Genomic DNA, 18,114 nt, shown 5'->3' on the forward strand with positions numbered 1-18,114 from the left:
GCGTACGGTGCGGCGGTCGGCGATCGGCAGCCGGCTCACCGGTACGCCTCCTCGCTGCCGCGGGCCACCAGGTGCCGGTAGGCCGGGTCGTCGTCGAGCAGGTCGGCGTGGCTGCCGGTGGCGGTGATCCGGCCGGCGCTCAGAAGCGCGACCAGATCGGCCCGGCCGAGCAGCAACGGCGAGGTGGCGATCACGACGGTGGTCCGTCCGGCCCGCGCGGTCCGCAACCGCTCGGCGATCCGCGCCTCGGTGTGCGCGTCCACCGCCGACGTCGGGTCGACGAGGATCAGCACCTCCGGTTCGCTGCTCAGCGCCCGGGCCAGGCGGAGCCGTTGGCGTTGACCGCCGGAGAGCGTCCGGGCTCGGGCGTCGATCGGGGTGTCCAGCCCGGCGGGCAGGGCGTCGACGACGTCCTGCGCCGAGGCGGTCCGCAGGGCCGCGCTGATCCGTTCGTCGTCGTCGTCGGCCCCGGCGCGCAGGATGTCGCGCAGCGTGCCGGCGAAGAGGTAGGAGTCGTGGTCGGCGACGAGGATCCGCGCACGGACCTCGTCCAGGGCGACCTCGCGCAGCGGCACGCCGCCCCAGGTGACGTCGCTGGCGACGTACCGGCCGAGCCGGTCGGCCAACGCCACGGCCGCCGCCGGGTCGTCCGCCGCCACCCCGGTCAACTGGCCGGCGCGCACGGTCAGGCCGGTCACCGCGTCGTGCAGGTCGGCCGGGCCGACCGGCGCGGCCAGGTTGCCCGGCCGGCGTGCGTCGGGCACGTCGCCCGGCCACCGGCGGCCCGGGCCACCGACGTCGTCCGGTGTCACGTTGAGCAGGTCGGCGATCCGTCGGGCGGCGACCCGACCGCGGATGAGCTGGTAACTGCCCTCCAGCAGAAACCAGACCGGCACGATCAGGGTCGCCACGTAGCCGTAGACCGCGACCAGCTCGCCGATCGTGACGTCACCGGTCACCGCCATCCGGGCCGTCAGCCACACCACCGCCGCCAGGAACAACCCGGGGATGGCGACCGTCGCCGCGTCGATCCAGCTGTTGACCGCGCCGACCCGGTAGCCCTCGGCGCGTAGCTCCTGGGACCGGGCCGCGTACCGACGGGCGAACAGGTCCCGGCCGCCCACCCCGGCGAGCACCCGCAGCCCGGCCACGATGTCACCGGATCGGGCGGTGAGAGCGCCCTGTTGCCGTCGGTAGACCGATTCGACCTGCTCCAGGCGGCGCAGCAGCGGCCCCACGATCAGGCCGACGACCGGCACCCCCACCAGCACGCAGAGCGCGAGCATCGGGGAGATCGACCAGAGCACCACGGCGATCACCCCGTACGCGACGACCGCGCCGACGCCCGGCCCGGTCAGCGTCAGCACCTGCGCCGTCCAGTCGATGTCGGAGCCGCCGATGGTGGACACCTCGCCCGCCCCGACCCGGCGGGGCAGCACCGCGCCGATGCGGGACAGGTGGCGCAGCAGAACCTCCGCCGAGCGGGCCTTGGCGTCCTCCCGAATGAAGGTCATCGTGCGGTGCCGCATGATGCCCAGGTAGGACAGGGCCACGCCCGCGACGACGATCGCCGCGACCCAGAGCGCCAGGGCCTGGGTGTCGCGTTCGCGCAGCCCGTCGTCGACGGCGCGGGCGATCAGGTAGGGCCGGGCCGAGAGCCCGATCATCCAGGCCGTGCCGATCAGGCTGCCGCGCAGCACTCGCCAGGGTTGGCAGCGGACCAGCCACCACAGGTAGCGCATCGGACCGCGGGCGTCGGGAGTGCCAGGATCGGGATGCGGGATCTGCGGAGGCACCCGACCACGCTACCGACCGGCCCTGACACCCCACCGACCCGATCATGGTGAGGTGCGCCTCCGTTTCTGTCGTACGGGAGAGGCAGAATCACGTTCGTGCTGGTGGCGGTGGTGTCCGACGAGCGGGGTGGGGGAGTGCTGTGCCCGCTGGACACCACCGGCCGGCCGACCGGCCCGCCCGAGGTCGTCACCGATCTGGCCGCCGCGGTCGCCGCCCGCGAGGCCGCCGAGCACCCGCGCTGGGTCTGGTCGACAGCCACGGCGGTCTACCCGCCGCTGCTGCGCGCCGGCGTCCGGGTCGATCGGTGTCACGACGTGGAGTTGACCGAGGCGTTGCTACTCGGGCACGCGGGCCGCTGGGGCGAGCCCCGCTCGCTGGCCGCCGCCTGGGCCCGGCTGACCGGCGCGGCGGTCCCGCCCGACCCACCGCCGCGCGCCGCCGCACCGCCCGGGCACGGGCAGGGCGCGCTCTTCGACACAGTGCCCGGTCCGCCGAGCCCGGGCATCGAGGCACTGGCCCAGGTGTACGCCGACCAGCTCACCCGTGTCGCGGCGACCGAGCACCCCGGTCGGTTCCGGTTGCTGGTGGCCGCCGAGTCGGCCGGCGCGCTGATCGCGGCGGAGATGGGCGTCGCCGGGTTGCCCTGGCGCGCCGACGTGCACAACGAGATCCTGCACGAGCTGCTCGGCGAGGCGTCCCCGGTCGGTGGTCCGCCACGCCGACTCGCCGAGCTGGCCGCCCGGATCGCCGACGCGCTCGGCGTACGCGGCCTGCACACCGACTCCCCTGCGGAACTGCTGAAGGCGTTCGCCCGGGTCGGGGTGGAGCTGCCCAACACCCGGGCCTGGGTGCTGCGCGGGGTGGACCATCCGGCGGTGCCGCTGGTTCTTGAATACAAGGAGCTCTACCGGATCTGGACGGCGCACGGCTGGGGCTGGCTCGATCAGTGGGTGCGGGGCGGCCGGTTCCAACCGGAGTACGTGCCGGCTGGCGTCGTCTCCGGCCGGTGGGCCACCCGGGGTGGTGGCGCGTTGCAGATCCCCAAGGTGATCCGGCGGGCGGTGGTGGCCGATCCGGGCTGGCGGTTGGTGGTCGCCGACGCCGGCCAGCTGGAGCCCCGGGTGCTGGCCGCGGTGTCCGGCGACGCGCGGTTGGCGGCGGCGGGCGGTGCTGGCGACCTCTACGCGGCCCTTGCCCGGGACTCGTTCGGCGGTGATCGGGCCAAGGCCAAGGTGGCCCTGCTCGGGGCGATGTACGGGCAGACCGGTGGGGCCGCGGTGCCCGCGTTGGCGGTGCTGAAGCGCAGTTACCCGACGGCGTTCGGTTACGTCGAGGCGGCGGCGCGTACCGGTGAGACCGGTGGGCTGGTGCGGTCGTGGCTGGGGCGGACGTGTCCGCCCGGCTCGGCCGGGTTCGGTGATCTCGACGACGAGCCCTCCGACCCGGAGGGGGCGACTGATCCGCACAGTCCGCGGGCGCGTGCCGCCCGATCCCGGGGGCGCTTCACCCGCAACTTCGTCATCCAGGCCACGGCGGCGGAGTGGGCCTCCACCTTGCTGGCCACGCTGCGGACGGAGTTGTCCGGCACCGACGCCGAGCTGGTCTTCTTCCAGCACGACGAGGTGGTCGTGCACGCGCCGGCCGATCAGGCGCACGCGGTCGCCGAGGCTGTCAACCGTTGCGGTGAGCGCGCCTCCGCGCTGCTCTTCGGTGCGACGCCGGTCCGGTTCCCACTGGACCTGTCCATCGTCGACTGCTACGCCGACGCGGCTTGACCGACGGCGTGTCCGTGTTGGCGGATGCCGGTCGTGTAACGGTTGTGCTATTTCTCCTTTTCGCCCCGCCACCCTCGGCTGGCCGTCCTCGTTGCAGTGTCCGTAGGAGGGGGCGGATCGGACACGGTCCGTCCCGTGCTTGAGGGGGCGCAGCTGAACCGGATCGCAGGAATGATCATCGCCGCAGGCGGGGGACGACGGATCGGTGGTCCCGAGGCGCTGCTGCACCAGGGAAGTAAGCCCCTGGTCAATCAGATGATCGACACGATGACCGAGGCGGGCTGCGAGCAGATCGTGGTCGTGTTGGGTGCCGCCGCCGAGCAGGTCCAGGAGACCGCCGACCTGGGTAAGGCCACCGTTGTGATCAACAAGGCGTGGGGCACCGGAGTCGGCTCGTCTATTCGCGCTGGCTTGGCAGCGATGGACGACGAGGGGATCGAGGCGGTGGTGGTGGTCCCGGTCGACATGCCGGGCTTGACCGCCACGGCGGTCAGCCGGGTGGCCGCGCTGCCATACCCGGACGTGCTGGTCTGCGCCACCTACGACGGGTTGCGCGGCTACCCGATGCTGTTCGGCCGCCGGCACTGGCCCGGCATCGCCACCCTGGCCAGTGCCGACGTGGGCGCCCGGCCGTACCTGTTGGCGCACAAGGACCAGATCGTCGACATCGCCTGCGACTCGGTTGCCGACGGCAGCCGGATCGACACCCCGGAGCTGATGGACCTCTACGGCCTGACCGTCCCGCCCCAGCGCGTCGGCGTCTAGCCCCGCGCCGATCTTGCAGTTCCTGTCGTCGATACGCCTGGAATGCCCTGCATGTCGGGGCAGAAAGTGCAAGATCGCGGAAGGGGTGGATGTGCGCCGGGCAGCCGCGGTAACGGGGCTGCCCGGCCGTGCGTCTTACTCCGCGGCCTGGTCCAGTTCACCGGTGGCGGCGAGGCGTTGGTACCAGTGGGCGCTGTCCTTCCAGGTGCGTACCTGGGTGTCGTAGTCGACCCGGATAATGCCGAAGCGACGGTCGTAGCCGTAGCCCCACTCGAAGTTGTCCAGCAACGACCAGACGAAGTAGCCGCGCACATCAGCGCCCTGCGCGCGGGCGTCGGCCATCGCGCCGATGTGCCGACGCAGGTAGTCGATCCGCCGGTCGTCGTGGATCCGGCCGTCGGCCGACACCACATCGTCGAAGGCCGCACCGTTCTCGGTGATCATCATGGGCTGGCTGGGGTATTCGCGCTGGAGGCGCAGCAGCAGCTCGGTCAGCGCCGGCGGGTCGATGTTCCAACCCATCGCCGTGTACGGGCCGGGCTGCGGCAGGAAGTCGACGTTCTCCGCGGCGACCCACGGCGTCGAGGTCGAGGCGCCGTGCCCGTCAGCGTCGGATCGGGCCGACACCCCGTCCCACGCCCGGACCAGGGTGCTGGAGTAGTAGTTGACCCCGAGCACGTCCAGCGGCACCGCGATCAGCTTCTCGTCGCCCTCGCGGACGAACGACCAGCCGGTGACCGAGGCGGTGTCGGCCAGCAGGTCGGCCGGGTACTCCCCGTCCAGCATCGGGCCGAGGAACGCGCGGTTCGCCAGCGCGTCGATCCGCCGGACCGCGTCCTGATCGGCGGCCGAGTCGGACGCGCCCCGGATGACGTGCAGGTTCAGCGTCACCGACAGCTCGGCGGACGGGGCCAGCTCCCGGACCACCCGACCGGCGAGGCCGTGCGCGAGGTTGAGGTGGTGCACCGCGGCCAGCGCCGCCGCCGGCTCGGTCCGACCCGGCGCGTGCACACCTGAGGCGTAGCCCAGGTAAGCGGAGCACCACGGCTCGTTGAGCGTCGTCCAGGTGTGCACCCGGTCGCCCAGCGCACCGACGATGCCCGCCGCGTACTCCTGGAAGCGCAACGCGGTCTCCCGCGCCGCCCACCCGCCGGCGTCCTCCAACTCCTGCGGAAGGTCCCAGTGGTACATGGTGGCCACCGGGCGGACGCCCCGCTCCAGCAGCCCGTCCACCAGCCGCGAATAAAAGTCGATGCCGGCCTGGTTGAACCGGCCCGAGCCGCCCGGCTGCACCCGGGGCCAGGAGATGGAGAACCGGTACGCCCCGAGCCCGAGGTCGGCGATGTGCCCGAGGTCGTCGGCCCACCGGTGGTAGTGGTCGGCGGCCACGTCACCGGTGTCACCGTTGAGGGTCCGACCCGGTGTGTGGCTGTAGGTGTCCCAGATGGACGGTCCGCGCCCGTCCTCGGTCGCCGCGCCCTCGATCTGGTACGCGGCCGTAGCCGAGCCCCAGACGAAGCTCTCCGGGAAGTGGTGTTGCGTCATCGTTGCGTCCCCTGGATCTCGCAGATGTAGCCCGTCGAGGTGCCGGCGACCAGTTCGGCGCTGGCCGTCCCGCCCTCGTAGCGCACGTCGAACTCGGCGCCCGGGCCGTTGCCGGGTGACGGTACCCGTACCCGGGTCCGCTGCCCCTCGGTCGGTGCGTACACCCGCAGTCGCACATCGTCGGCCCACTCGTAGTCCGGTCGGTCGGTGCGCGAGCCGAACGGGATGACCGCGCCCGGTCGGGCCAGCACCGGCAGGCTGTCGAAGTCGTGCTTTTCGGTCAGCCAGGCCGGGCCGGTGACCTGCGCGCCGGTGACCAGGTGCGTCCAGGTGCCGGCGGGTACGTAGTACGTGACGTCGCCGTCGGCGCTGAGCACCGGGGCGACCAGCACGTCCGGGCCGAGCATGTACTGCCGGTCCAGGTGGGCCGTCGCCGGGTCGTCCGGGAACTCCAGGAACATCGGCCGCATCACCGGCGTCCCGTCGCGGTGTGCCTCCCGGGCGGCGGCCGCCAGGTACGGCATCAGGCCGAGCTTGAGGTGGGTGAAGTGCCGCAGCACGTCCACGGCCTCCTCGTCGTACGCCCACGGCACCCGGTACGAGCCGGACCCGTGCAGCCGGGAGTGCGAGGAGAGCAGCCCGAAGGCGACCCACCGCTTGAACACCGCCGGGTCGGGGGTGCCCTCGAAGCCGCCGATGTCGTGGCTCCAGTAGCCGAAGCCGGACGCCGCCAGGGACAACCCGCCGCGCAGCGACTCGGCCATCGCGACGAACGTCGACTCGCAGTCGCCGCCCCAGTGCACCGGGAACTGCTGCCCACCGGCGGTGGCCGAGCGGGCGAACAGCACCGCCTCGCCCTCACCACGCTCGGTCTCCAGCAGCTCGAAGACCGCCTTGTTGTAGAGGTACGAGTAGTAGTTGTGCATCCGCTGCGGGTCCGAGCCGTCGTGCCACACCACGTCGGTCGGGATGCGCTCACCGAAATCGGTCTTGAAGCAGTCGACGCCCATGTCCAGCAGGGCCTTGAGCTTGCCGGTGAACCAGCGGACCGCGTCCGGGTTGGTGAAGTCGACAAGCGCCATGCCGGCCTGCCACTTGTCCCACTGCCAGACCGAACCGTCCGGGTTGCGCACCAGGTAACCGGCCTCGCGGCCCTCCTCGAAGAGGTACGAGCGCTGCGCGATGTACGGGTTGATCCAGACGCACACCTTCAGGTCGCGCTCGTGCAGTCGGCGCAGCATCCCCTCCGGGTCGGGGAAGGTCGCCGGGTCCCAGACGAAGTCGACCCAGTGGAACTGACGCATCCAGAAGCAGTCGAAGTGGAACACCGACAGCGGCAGCCCGCGCTCGGCCATCCCGTCGACGAACTCGGTCACCGTCTTCTCGTCGTACGAGGTGGTGAACGACGTGGACAACCAGAGGCCGTACGACCACGCGGGGATCCGGGCCGGACGGCCGGTGAGGGCGGTGTACCGGCGCAGCACGTCCTTCGGGTTGGGCCCGTCGATGACGTAGTAGGTGAGCGACTGGCCCTCGACGCTGAACTGGGTCTGGGTGACGACCTCGGAGCCGACCTCGAACGACACGTGCTCCGGGTGGTCCACGAAGACCCCGTAGCCGGCGCTGCTCAGGTAGAACGGCACGTTCTTGTACGCCTGCTCGCTGGCGGTGCCTCCGTCGGCGTTCCAGATGTCGACGGTCTGCCCGTTCTTGACGAACGGGCCGAAGCGCTCGCCCAACCCGTACACCGTCTCGCCGACACCGAGGGCGAGCCGTTCGTGTACGTGCCGGCGGCCCTCGGCGTCGGTGACGACGCCGATGCTGCGTGCGGTGGACGCGGTGACCAGCCGGTCGCCGTGCAGGAAGTCGACCCGCCACCCGTCGATGAGCGCGACCCGCGCGGTCAGCTCGCCGGTGGTCAGCGTCGCGCTGAGCCCGGTGACGTCGACGGCGACCGGGTGCGTCTCGTCGGTGCTCAACCCGAAGTGCGGCTCGCGGGGCAGCCCTCCGGTGTGGTGGGAGATGGTCACCCCGATGACGCCGGCGGCGGGGGAGAAGAACCGGACGGTGACCAGGGGACGGTTGAGGGTGTCGCCGCGGCCGGTGATCCGACCGGTCGGTGCGAAGACGGTGAAGCCGCGCTCGTCCGGCTCGACCGACTCCACGGTGCCGGGGCGCAGGACGCTGACGCCGGGGCGCAGCTGCCAGTACCCGTCGGTGAACTTCACTTCTCGGCTCCTGCCGTGATGCCTCGCGCCAGAGTGCGCTGGAAGATGAGGAAGAAGAGGATGGCCGGCACCAGGCTGATCAGCGCGCCGGCGTTGGTGGTCGGAGCGTCCATCAGCCGGTCGCCCTGCAACGACGCGAGCGCGACCGGAATGGTCTGCGTCTGGTTGTCGATCAGCATGACCAGCGGGATGAGGAACTCGTTCCACGTCCAGATGAAGAAGAAGATGAGCAGCACCGCGAGGGTGGGCCGCAGGTTGGGGAAGACCACCCGCCACAGCACGGTCCACTTGCCGGCGCCGTCCAGGGCGGCGGCTTCCAGCAGCGAGCGCGGGAACGTGCCCATCACGGAGGCGAGCAGGTACGTGCCGAACGCGCTCTGGATCACGGTGAAGATGATGATCACCGAGAGCTGGGTGTTGTAGAGGCCGACCTGCTTCGCCACGTAGTACAGCGGGTAGATCAGCGCCTCCTGCGGCAGCATGTTGGCCAGCAGGAAGAGACCGACGATCCACAGCCGGCCCCGGACCCGGCCGATGCCCAGCGCGTACGCGTTGAGCAGTGACACGGCGACGCCGAGCACGGCCACCGAGCCGGCGATGACCGCGGAGTTCCAGAACTTCAGCGGGAAGTTCACTTCGGTCCAGTACGTGCGCAGACCCTTGGTGTAGAACTCCGACGGCCAGCTCAGCGGGCCGCCCGAGGAGTAGTCGCCGGGCGACTTGAACGCGTTGAGCAGCATGAACGCGAACGGCACCAGCATGACGAGCGCGCCGAGGGTGACCAGGACGAGCACCACCCAGCGGCTGACGCCGCGGTGGTGTCGATCGCGTACGGGCCGGGCCGGCGTCACCGGCACCGTGCTCGGTGTGAGCGTGACGGCCATGTCAGAACCCCCGGTCCCGGCGTTCGCTGCGGGCCTGCATCCAGATGAAGATCCCGGCCACCACCACGATGATCAGTGTCAACACCATGGAGATCGCGGAGCCGTAGCCGACCTGCAGCTTCTTGAAGAACGTGTAGTAGGCGAAGTACGAGGGCACGTTCGTCGCGTTGTCCGGGCCGCCCCGGGTCAGGGCGAAGATCGGCCCGAACACCTTCAACGCGGCGATGGTGCAGGTGAGGGCCACCACGAAGGTCTCCGGCCGGATCTGCGGAAGGGTGATCGCGCGGAACCGGTGCAGCCAGTTCGCGCCGTCGACCTCGGCCGCCTCGTACAGCTCGGGGTCGACCCGCTGCAACGCCGCCATGAAGACGACCACCGGGTAACCGATCTGCACCCAGATCATCACGGCCATCACGGCCGGCAGGGCGGTGCCCGGGTCGCCGAGCCAGTCGTGGCGTAGCGCGCCGAGACCGACCGCGTCGAGGAGGCTGTTGAACGCACCGTCGGGGCGCAGGATCCAGCCCCAGACGATGCCGGCCACCACGACGGGCAGCACCTGCGGGAGGTAGAACGCGGCCCGCAGCGCCGCGGCGGTACGGGGCTTGAACCGGCGGCCGATGACGTCGAAGAGCACTGCGGCGAGCAGCAGCCCGAGCACTGTGGGCACCACCACCATCGCGACGAGCATCCAGACGGTGTTGCGGAACGACGCCCAGAAAACGTCGTCCTGCAGCAGTTGCTGGTAGTTGGCCAGGCCGACCCACCGGGGGTCGCCGATGCCGGACCACTTGGTCAGCGACAGGTAGAGGGTGCCGACCAGCGGCGCGCCGATGACCAGGAGAAAGAGCACCGCTCCGGGGAGCAGGTAGAGCCAGTACGCCGCGTTGCGGCCGCGGCGTCTGCGGCTGGGCGCGGGCGGGATGGGGGTCGCGGCCGGCGGTGTGGCGGCGACCGTCTCGGAGACAGCCATGGAAGATCCTTCCCGGCGGGGCTGGCGGGCGCGCCGGTCGTGCCGGTCGCGCCCGCCGCTCGCCGTGTCACTTGCCGGTGATCTCCTTGACGCCATCGGCGTACGGCTTGGCGATCGTGTCGAGAACCTGGTCGGGCGACTTCGAGCCGTTGATCAGACCCTGGAAGCCGGAGACCAGCACGTCGTAGTAGCCGGGGACCGGCCAGTCCGGGTAGAAGGCGAGCCCGTCCTGCTTGCTGACCGTGTTGAAGTCCTCGATCAGCTTGCGGTCCTTCGGGTCGCTGATCTTCGACGCGTCAGCGGCCACCGGAACACCACCGTTGTTGCCGATCAGGTCCTGGATCTCCGGCCGCAGGGTGATGTCGATGAAGTCGTACGCCAGGCTCTTGGCCTTGCTGTTCTCCGGGACGACCCAGAGGTTGCCGGAGGAGCCGGCCTGCAGGGTGTTGCCGGGGAAGAGGAAGGTGTCCCAGTTGGCCTTCATCTCGGTCTTGAACCGGCCGTACCACCAGCTGCCCGAGACGATCATCGGAACCTTGCCGCCGATGAAGGCGGTGCCCATGTCCTCGGCCTTGAGGCTGGCCGAGTTCTTTGCGACGTAGCCCTTCTGCACCCACTGGGCGAAGGTCTCCGCGCCGTACTTGAGCGGGTCGGCCTTGAAGTCGACAGGGTTCTTGTAGAGCTGGTAGTTGTCGACGAACTGCCGGTCGCCCTTGGAGAGGGCGAGCTGGTAGAAGAGCTGCCCGGCCGGGTACTCGGCGCCGGCCATGCCCAGCGGGGTGATGCCCTTGCCGACGAAGGTGTCCATCGCGGCGGTCATCTCGGCCATCGTGGTCGGGACCTTGACGCCGTTGCTCTGGAACAGGTCCTTGTTGTAGTAGACAGTGACGTACTCGCCGTAGTTCGGCACACCGAACCACTTGCCGGAGCCCATCACGCCCTTGTCGCTGTACCGGGCGGTGGTCTGCAGGCTGGGGCTGAGCTTGCCGGCCCAGCCGCGCTTGTCGGCCTCGCTGCTCAGGTCGGCCAGCAGGCCCTGGGAGGAGAGCAGCCCGGCGGTCGCGTTGCCCTTGTTGTACTCCATGATGTCCGGGCCCTCGGACGAGTTGATGATCATGCCCGCGTTCTGCTGAATCTGCTCGAACGCCTTGCGCTCGAAGCGCACCTCGACGCCCGGGTGCTCGGACTTGAAGATCTCGATCGCCCGGTTCCAGCCGATCCCCATGGCGCTGTTCTCGCTCTCGTAGTGCCAGAGCTTCAGAACCTTGGCGTCGCTGTTGTCCCCGTTGTCACCACCGCCGCAGGCGGCCACGGTGGTCGTCGCGGTCGCTGCCAGGGCGATCGCGGCGACGAGCCGGTGGAATCGCTGCATTACTATCCTCCTCGTTGAGTACTAGCCGGTACTTCACGGGCCCGTCGTCGCGTTGCAGCGCGATGGCGGGCCGTTTTCGCTGGTCAGCCGCCGTCGTCCGACGGTGGACCAGAAACAACCAGTGCCTGCCGCCGTGGCGCGGCGGTCGAGCCCCGGATCTCCAGCGCGCACGGCAGCAGTTGCTGGTGACGAAGGTCAGCGGGGCCATCCAGGTGGCGCGTCAGCGCCTCGATCGCGATCCGGCCGAGCGCCGAACCGGGTGACGTCATCGCGGTCAGCGCCGGGGTGGCCAACTCGGCGACCTGCGGCGAGGTGACCATCGAGACGACGGAGACGTCGTCGGGCACGGACAACCCGCGGCCGGTCAACTCGCCGAGGATGCCGAAGATCGCCGTCTCGTTCATGGCCAACACCGCGGTCAGTTCCGGGGCCTGCGCGAACGCGGCGGCCAGGGCGGCCCGCCCGCCGGCGGCGCTGTCCTCGGCCGCGATCATCACCGGCTCCAGGCCATGCCCCGTCATCGCCGCGGTGAAGGCGTCACGGGTACGCAGCGCGGGCCCGTAACCGCTGGCCAGCGTGGCGGCCGAGTGGTTGACGTAGACGATCCGCCGGTGCCCGAGGCCGACCAGGTGCGCGACGGCCTCCCGGACGGTCTGGTCGAAGTCGATGTCGACGTAGGAGAGCGTGCTGGTATCGCCGGTGCGGCCGATCAGCACCAGTGGCACCCCCGCCTCCTGGAGCACTGTGACCCGCTCGTCGGCTAGCTGGACCTCCATCAGCACGACCCCGTCGAGCATCCGCTGACTGGCCAGCCGACGCAGGTCGTCGAGGTCGCCCCCGCCCACCGGTGAGAGCACCAGGTGGTAGCCGGCGACGCTCGCCGCGGCGGCGGCACCGGTGACGAAGGCGGTCTCGGTGGCGCCGAGGCCCCGTTCGTCCATCGGCATCAGCAGGCCGAGGATCCGGCTGCGACGACTGGCCAGCCCACGTGCCATCGCGTTGGGCTGGTAGTCGAGCTGTGCCATCGCGGCGAGCACCTTGTTGCGGGTGGCCTGCGAGATCGGCCGGGTGCCGGTGAGCACGTACGAGACGGTGCTGACCGAGACCTGTGCGAGGCGGGCGACGTCGTGCATGGTGGCCACCGCGCACCTCCTCCGGCCTGGGGTGGGACCGCTCCCGAACTTCGTCGAAGCGTTTCGACGAAGCGGTTCGACAGGACGCTAGGCCACCTGTTACGGCGACGTCAATAGCCGATGTCGAAAAGAATCCAGTGGGGTGCGCGGCGCGCCTGCGCAGCGAGCGGACCGCGCCGATCTTGCAGTTCCTGTTGCCAACATGGATGGATATGCACCTTGTGTCGGGACAGAAAGTGCAAGATCGCGGGGCGGGGGGGGGTGGGGCGGGGGGTGGGGGTCGGGGGTGGGGTGGGGGGTGGGGGTGGGGGTCAGGGGAGGTTGAAGAGGGTGGCGGCGCTGTTCCAGCAGACCGCGCGTAGCCAGTCGTCGCCCAGGTCCAGGCGGGCCAGGCCGCTCACCTGATCGGCGTACGGGTACGGGATGTTCGGGAAGTCGCTGCCCAGCAGCACCTTGCCGGCCAGCCCCAACTCGCGCAACCGGGGCAACTCGTCGGCGGGAAAGGGGACGAACTGGTCGAAAAAGGGCGTGAAGGCCATGGTGGTGTCGAGCCGGACCCGCTCGTACGTCTCGGCGAGGCCCAGGAAAGCCCGGTAGTCCGGGGCGCCCAGGTGCGCCACCACGGCGGTCAGCCGAGGGTGGCGGGCGAGCAGGGCGGCGAACGGGTCCGGGCCGGTGTGGGCGGTCCCCACCGGGGCGTGCCCGGCGTGCACCACCACCGGCACACCCGCGTCGGACAGCATCCCCCACACCGGGTCCAGCGCCGGATCGGTCGGCGCGAAGCCGCCGACCTGTAGGTGCAGCTTGAACACTCGGGCGCCTTCGGCGAGGGCCGCCTCGACGTACCCGGGGGCATCCGGCTCCGGGTAGAACGTGGCCGAGGCCAGGCACCCGGGGGTGTCGCGGGCGAAATCCAGTGTCCAGCGGTTGAGTTCCGCCGCCATGCCCGGCCGGTGCGCGTACGCCAGGGCGCTGAACGCCCGCACCCCGAGCCGGCGCAGGTGCGCGACCCGGTCGGCGTCGCTCCACCGGTAGCGGATCGGCCATTCGGTGCCGACCAGCGGCCCGGCGGCGTCGAAGTACGCCCACACCCGACGCAGCAGGCGCGGCGGCAGGAAGTGCACGTGCACGTCGGCGAGGCCGGGCAACCCCAGGGCGCGGCAGAACTCCGGTACGCGTTCGTCCTCGGCCGGCGGGATCGCCGGCGTCGGATCGGTCATATGTCGATGTCGAAACGGCTCAGCACCGAGGGCGCGATCAGGCCGACGGTGGCGAGCGCCGAGACGACGGTCAGTGCGATGCGCATCCCGACCACTTCGGCCTTGCTGCCGACGCGCAGGGCGATGCTGTTCGGCAGGCCGATCATCATCCACATGCGCCGCTTGATCGGGATCGGCCAGAGAATGGGCACGCCCGCTCTGGTGATCATGTCGCCGAGGATGTGCACGAAGCAGCCCACGCCCAGCGCGGTGCCGATCAGCGGATAGCCGCGTCCGCCCGGCAGGTTGGCGAAGGTGAACCAGGCCGCCCCGGCCGACGCGAGAGTGATGATCACCCACCCGGCCCGCTCGGCCCACTCGTCGAACAGACCGCGCAGCGCCAGGCCGAACATGAAGAACAGGATGGTGATGACCGCCCACTTGCCGTACGCGGCGCAGAGCGCGGTGGTGCCCCAGCCGACCAGCACGGTGAACGGCAGCGTGTGGGTCAGCGTACGGTGCCCGTTGTTGCGGCGGGGATCCCTGCTGAGCTTCGTGGCGTAGTAGACCCCGAGGGAGATCTTCTCCATCACCTCGGCGGCGAAGAGCGAGAAGACCCCGAAGGTACGGGCCACAGTGGCCCCACCCTGGTTCTTGGTCACCTTGCCCGACATGTCGAGGTCGGGAAAGAGCGCGCCACCGGCGCACACCGCGGTGCCCACCGCCAACGCGAGCGGCGACTGGTGGTAGTCGGCGAACTGCTCCAACGCCCAGGAGCCAGCCAGCCACACCGCCGCGCCGGAAAGCGCGTGTTGCGGTCCCATCATCTCGGCTCACCCTCCCCAGGGATCTTGAGCGCCAAAACTACGCCACTGTAGTCAGCGTCGGCGCCGCAGGGGCATCACCCGGACAGTCCACATCGGACCATGTCAGAGGGTGGGGGTGAAGCTCTGCCGGATCATCGGCAAGTATGCCGCGTTGACCTGCCAGTCGAACTCTTCTGTCAACCACGAGACGGTGTAGGAACGGTCCGCCGAGGTGTTGGCGAGCAGCCGGAAGCTGTGCACCGGAACGCCGAGGGCGTTCTGCCAGCCGCACTCCCAGACCGCGCCACCCTCGAAGATGTCCATCGCGGAGATGTCCACCTTGCGATAGCCGGGCAGCGCCGCACTCGCGGTCAGCCGAGCCTCCTCGGCCTTCCAGTACGCCACCGGGTCCGCGCGGGCCGGCCCCGCCTCGACGCTGAGCACCCGGGACCCGCCGGATCTCCGGAAACAGGTCACCGAGCCCTCGCTCCAGCGTGCCCACCCCACCGGCGCGGCGATCCGGAACCCGGTCGGGTCGTCGTACCAGGTCCAGCCCTCGCGCAGCCCGTACTTCACGTCGGCCGGCGGTGACACCGACACCACCGGGGTCGCCGCCGGTGGCGGGGACGACGCGCAGGCGAACGCCGCCGGCCGGGAGGTCGGTGCGCCACCACCCGAGCCGGACGGTGGGGTCCGCTCATCGTGCCGGTTGACCAGCGCCAGCGTGACGCCTCCCGCGACGAGCAGAGCGGCGGCCGCGCCACCCAGCGCGATCAGGCGCCGTCGCCGGCCGGCTGGGTGCCGCAGGCGGGGACTCGGGGCCGGCGTGGCCGGCTCGCCCGACGGGGCCACCGGTTCGACCGGGTGGGGTGCGATGGCCCGGCCGGCGCTGAGGAGCGCCGCGACCGCCGAGGACCGGACCGGCCCGGCGGACTCGTCCTGGCTCGCGGCGGCGCTGCGCAGCAGCGGCTCCGCCTCGATGGCGGTCAACCGTCGCCAGGGGTCGCGCTGCAACAGGCCGGTGATGACGGGACGCAACGGACCGGCCCGACGCATCGGATCCGGTGGTTCGGTGGCCAGCGCGCTGAGCGTCGCCATCGCGCTTGACCTCGCGTACGGTGACTGCCCCTCGACCGTCGCGTAGAGCGTCGCGCCCAGCGACCACAGGTCGGTACGCGCGTCGGACACCCCTTCGCGGGCCCGCTCGGGGGCGACGAACTGCGGTGAGCCGAGCACCGTGCCGGGCCCGGTCATCACACCGTCACCGCCGTCGAAGGTGGCCAGCCCGAAGTCGGTGAGCACCACCCGCCCGTCGTCGGCCACCAGCACGTTGTGCGGCTTCACGTCGCGGTGCAGCACCCCGGCGGTGTGCGCGGCCCGCAACGCGGCGAGCACCGCCAGCCCGATCCGGGCGGTGCGCTGCGGGCTCAGCGGCCCCTCGGCGCTGATGATCTGCTGCACCGATCGCGACGGCACGTACTCCATCACGATCCAGGGGCTCTCCCGGTCGTAAACCACGTCGTAGAGGCGGACCACGTTGGGATGGTTGAGCCGGGCGGCGGTGCGCGCCTCACGCAGGGTCCGGAGCCGCAACTCCGCGCGCTCGGTCTCGGCCAGCCAGGACGGCGGCACGACCTCCTTAACCGCCACGTCGCGATGCAACATCTCGTCGCGAGCAAGCCACACCCGGCCCATTCCGCCGGTGCCGACCAGGTCGAGCAGCCGGTACCGACCCGCGATCAGCAACTGATGCACGGTCGCTCCCCCTCGGTCACCCCCGGGATCCACGATAGCCACCAATGCCGGCTTTCTCATCCACTGAGCGGCCTCGATCCACGACGGACGGTGGTCTGGATCATGGCCATACGGTGCAGGTCAGCGGGGTGGTCGGAAACTCTTTCGCACCAGTTCCCAGTCGGCTGCGGCCCCGACCCAGTCCTCGTCCCGGGTGATCCAACCCAACGTCCAGCGGTCGGCGCCGAGGACCTCTTGCCGGGCGTGCAGCCACGTGGCGTGCGGCGTCTGCCAGCGGAGCTCCCACGCGGCTCCGCCGTCGCCCGCGGCGAGCCGGATCTCGTCGTACCCCGGCAGGGCGCCCGCCCCGGCCGCCGTCTCGCGGGCGGTCCGTAGAAGCTCCAGGGGATCGGCGGCGCCGCCCTCGGCGACGCTGAAGGCCCGGCCGGTCGCCGGGTCCTGGAAGCACGCCACCGTGCCGTCGCGGGAGGTCAGCCACGTCGCCGGTACGGCGACCCGGAAGCCGGCGGTGTCGGCGTGCCAGACCCAGCCGGGCGGCGGCCGGAGTTCTTCGCCAGAGGTCGGCGTGCCGGCCTGCACAGGCGTTCCGACGACGTCCGGGCGGACACAGGCGAACGGGGGCGGGGGGACGTTCTGCCTCTTCGGCGGCGGGCCGGGGCCGAACGGCCCGCCGTTGGGCGGACGGTTCGGCGGCGGGGAGGACCAGCCGGTGGCATCGCGGGGCTTGTCGTCGGCGACGGTCAGCGCGGTGGCGACGCCGGCCACGACGGCGACCAGCAGCGCCACGGCGACCACCGCGACGCGCCGCGCCGTACGCCCGGCGGCCGCCGGATCCGGGGCCGGCGCGGGGGAGTCGCCACCGGCTGCGGCCGGGGTGGCCGGGTCGGGCAGCGGAACGGTGGGGTCCTGGTCGTCGGGGTCGTCCGCCGTGGCGGGCTGGCCAACCAGTCCTGGCACCGGCCCGTCGGCCGAGGGCCGGTCGGTCGCCGACGGCGGGTCGGCGCGGCCGGTCGCGGCCGTCCTGAGCAACCGGCGGGCCGTCTCGTGGTCGAGGCGCTCGCGCGGGTCGCGGCGCAGCAACCCGTCGAGTACCGGCGCGAGCGCCCCGGCGTGCGGGGCAGGGTCCGGCGGGCCGGCGGCCAGCGCGCTCAGGGTGGCCATGGCGGTGCTGCGGGCGTACGGGGACCGACCCTCCACGGCGGCGTGCAGGGTCGCCCCGAGCGACCACAGATCGGCGGTCACCGTGGACACCCCCTCGGCGGCCCGCTCCGGGGCCACGTACTGCGGGGAGCCGAAGACCATGCCGGGGCGGGTCATCGCGCCGTCGCCACCGTCGAAGGTGGCCAGCCCGAAGTCGGTGAGCATCACCCGCCCGTCGTGCGCCACGAGCACGTTCTGCGGTTTGATGTCGCGATGCAGCACCCCGGCGGTGTGCGCGGCCTGCAACGCGTCGAGCACGGCCAGCCCGATCCGGGCCGCGCGGGCCGGCTCCAGCGGCCCTTCGGCGTCGACGACGTCCTGGAGGGTGCGGGACGGGACGTACTCCATGACGATCCACGGGCTGCCGTCGACCGCGACGACGTCGTAGAGCCGGACCACGGCGGGGTGGTTGAGTCGGGCCGCGGCGCGCGCCTCCCGCATGGTGCGTGAGCGCACCTCGGCCCGTTCAGCATCGGCCAACCAACTTGGTGGAACGATTTCCTTGACCGCCACCTCGCGGTGCAGCATCTCGTCGCGGGCGCGCCACACCCGACCCATCCCCCCGCGACCGACCAGGTCGAGCAGCCGGTACCGACCGGCGATCAGCACCTGTGCACGCTCCTCCTCAGCCGCTGTCCGGGCTACACCCTAACCAGCGGATCGGAAGTCACCTATCGGTCGTCCG

13 protein-coding genes are annotated in these 18,114 nt (G+C 71.3%); 2 read left to right on the plus strand and 11 right to left on the minus strand.

Annotated features, from left to right (window positions below; genetic code table 11):
* Positions 1 to 35 precede the first annotated feature (35 nt).
* Positions 36 to 1,742 carry an ABC transporter ATP-binding protein gene (locus ACIA47_RS27265; protein ID WP_396711308.1) on the minus strand — a complete coding sequence of 569 codons (1,707 nt, stop codon included), beginning with the start codon at positions 1,740 to 1,742 and terminating at the stop codon, positions 36 to 38.
* Between the two features lie 120 nt (positions 1,743 to 1,862).
* Here ACIA47_RS27265 and ACIA47_RS27270 point away from each other — a divergent pair, with 120 nt between their 5' ends.
* Together ACIA47_RS27270 and ACIA47_RS27275 are read left to right on the plus strand one after the other, a co-directional pair.
* Positions 1,863 to 3,572 carry a bifunctional 3'-5' exonuclease/DNA polymerase gene (locus tag ACIA47_RS27270; protein WP_396711309.1) on the plus strand — a complete coding sequence of 570 codons (1,710 nt, stop codon included), beginning with the start codon at positions 1,863 to 1,865 and terminating at the stop codon, positions 3,570 to 3,572.
* Between the two features lie 171 nt (positions 3,573 to 3,743).
* Positions 3,744 to 4,337 carry an NTP transferase domain-containing protein gene (locus ACIA47_RS27275; RefSeq protein ID WP_396711310.1) on the plus strand — a complete coding sequence of 198 codons (594 nt, stop codon included), beginning with the start codon at positions 3,744 to 3,746 and terminating at the stop codon, positions 4,335 to 4,337.
* Positions 4,338 to 4,472: 135 nt separating this feature from the next.
* On the opposite strand, the gene ACIA47_RS27280 is transcribed toward ACIA47_RS27275, so the two are convergent.
* The 10 genes from ACIA47_RS27280 to ACIA47_RS27325 all read right to left on the minus strand — a co-directional run bounded on the left by ACIA47_RS27280 (position 4,473) and on the right by ACIA47_RS27325 (position 18,038).
* A complete protein-coding gene (locus ACIA47_RS27280; RefSeq protein WP_396711265.1) occupies positions 4,473 to 5,882 on the minus strand; it encodes a GH1 family beta-glucosidase in 1,410 nt (469 codons plus the stop codon).
* On the minus strand, positions 5,879 to 8,110 hold the full coding sequence (gene yicI / locus ACIA47_RS27285) for an alpha-xylosidase (protein WP_396711266.1): 2,232 nt from the start codon (positions 8,108 to 8,110) through the stop codon (positions 5,879 to 5,881). Before yicI ends, ACIA47_RS27280 begins: the two co-directional genes overlap by 4 nt.
* Positions 8,107 to 8,994 carry a carbohydrate ABC transporter permease gene (locus ACIA47_RS27290; RefSeq protein ID WP_396711267.1) on the minus strand — a complete coding sequence of 296 codons (888 nt, stop codon included), beginning with the start codon at positions 8,992 to 8,994 and terminating at the stop codon, positions 8,107 to 8,109. Before ACIA47_RS27290 ends, yicI begins: the two co-directional genes overlap by 4 nt.
* A 1-nt stretch (position 8,995) precedes the next feature.
* Complete coding sequence (locus tag ACIA47_RS27295; RefSeq protein WP_396711268.1) at positions 8,996 to 9,964, minus strand: carbohydrate ABC transporter permease; 969 nt, start codon at positions 9,962 to 9,964, stop codon at positions 8,996 to 8,998.
* Positions 9,965 to 10,031: 67 nt separating this feature from the next.
* Entirely contained in the window at positions 10,032 to 11,336 is a 1,305-nt protein-coding gene (locus ACIA47_RS27300) for an ABC transporter substrate-binding protein (RefSeq protein WP_396711269.1), read from the minus strand.
* 83 nt (positions 11,337 to 11,419) lie between these two features.
* Complete coding sequence (locus tag ACIA47_RS27305; protein WP_396711311.1) at positions 11,420 to 12,469, minus strand: LacI family DNA-binding transcriptional regulator; 1,050 nt, start codon at positions 12,467 to 12,469, stop codon at positions 11,420 to 11,422.
* A 311-nt stretch (positions 12,470 to 12,780) separates the two neighbouring features.
* On the minus strand, positions 12,781 to 13,689 hold the full coding sequence (locus ACIA47_RS27310) for an amidohydrolase family protein (RefSeq protein WP_396711270.1): 909 nt from the start codon (positions 13,687 to 13,689) through the stop codon (positions 12,781 to 12,783).
* Positions 13,686 to 14,495, minus strand: a complete 810-nt coding sequence (locus ACIA47_RS27315) for a metal-dependent hydrolase (protein ID WP_124858619.1) — start codon at positions 14,493 to 14,495, stop codon at positions 13,686 to 13,688. The genes ACIA47_RS27310 and ACIA47_RS27315 overlap by 4 nt, the downstream gene beginning before the upstream one ends.
* 102 nt (positions 14,496 to 14,597) lie before the next feature.
* Positions 14,598 to 16,229 carry a protein kinase gene (locus ACIA47_RS27320; RefSeq protein WP_396711271.1) on the minus strand — a complete coding sequence of 544 codons (1,632 nt, stop codon included), beginning with the start codon at positions 16,227 to 16,229 and terminating at the stop codon, positions 14,598 to 14,600.
* Positions 16,230 to 16,349: 120 nt separating this feature from the next.
* The gene (locus tag ACIA47_RS27325; RefSeq protein WP_396711272.1) at positions 16,350 to 18,038 is read right to left on the minus strand and encodes a serine/threonine-protein kinase; all 1,689 of its coding nucleotides are present in this window, start codon (positions 18,036 to 18,038) and stop codon (positions 16,350 to 16,352) included.
* Between the last annotated feature and the right edge of the window lie 76 nt (positions 18,039 to 18,114).

The organism is Micromonospora sp. NPDC051227, assembly GCF_044455385.1.
Lineage (GTDB): Bacteria > Actinomycetota > Actinomycetes > Mycobacteriales > Micromonosporaceae > Micromonospora.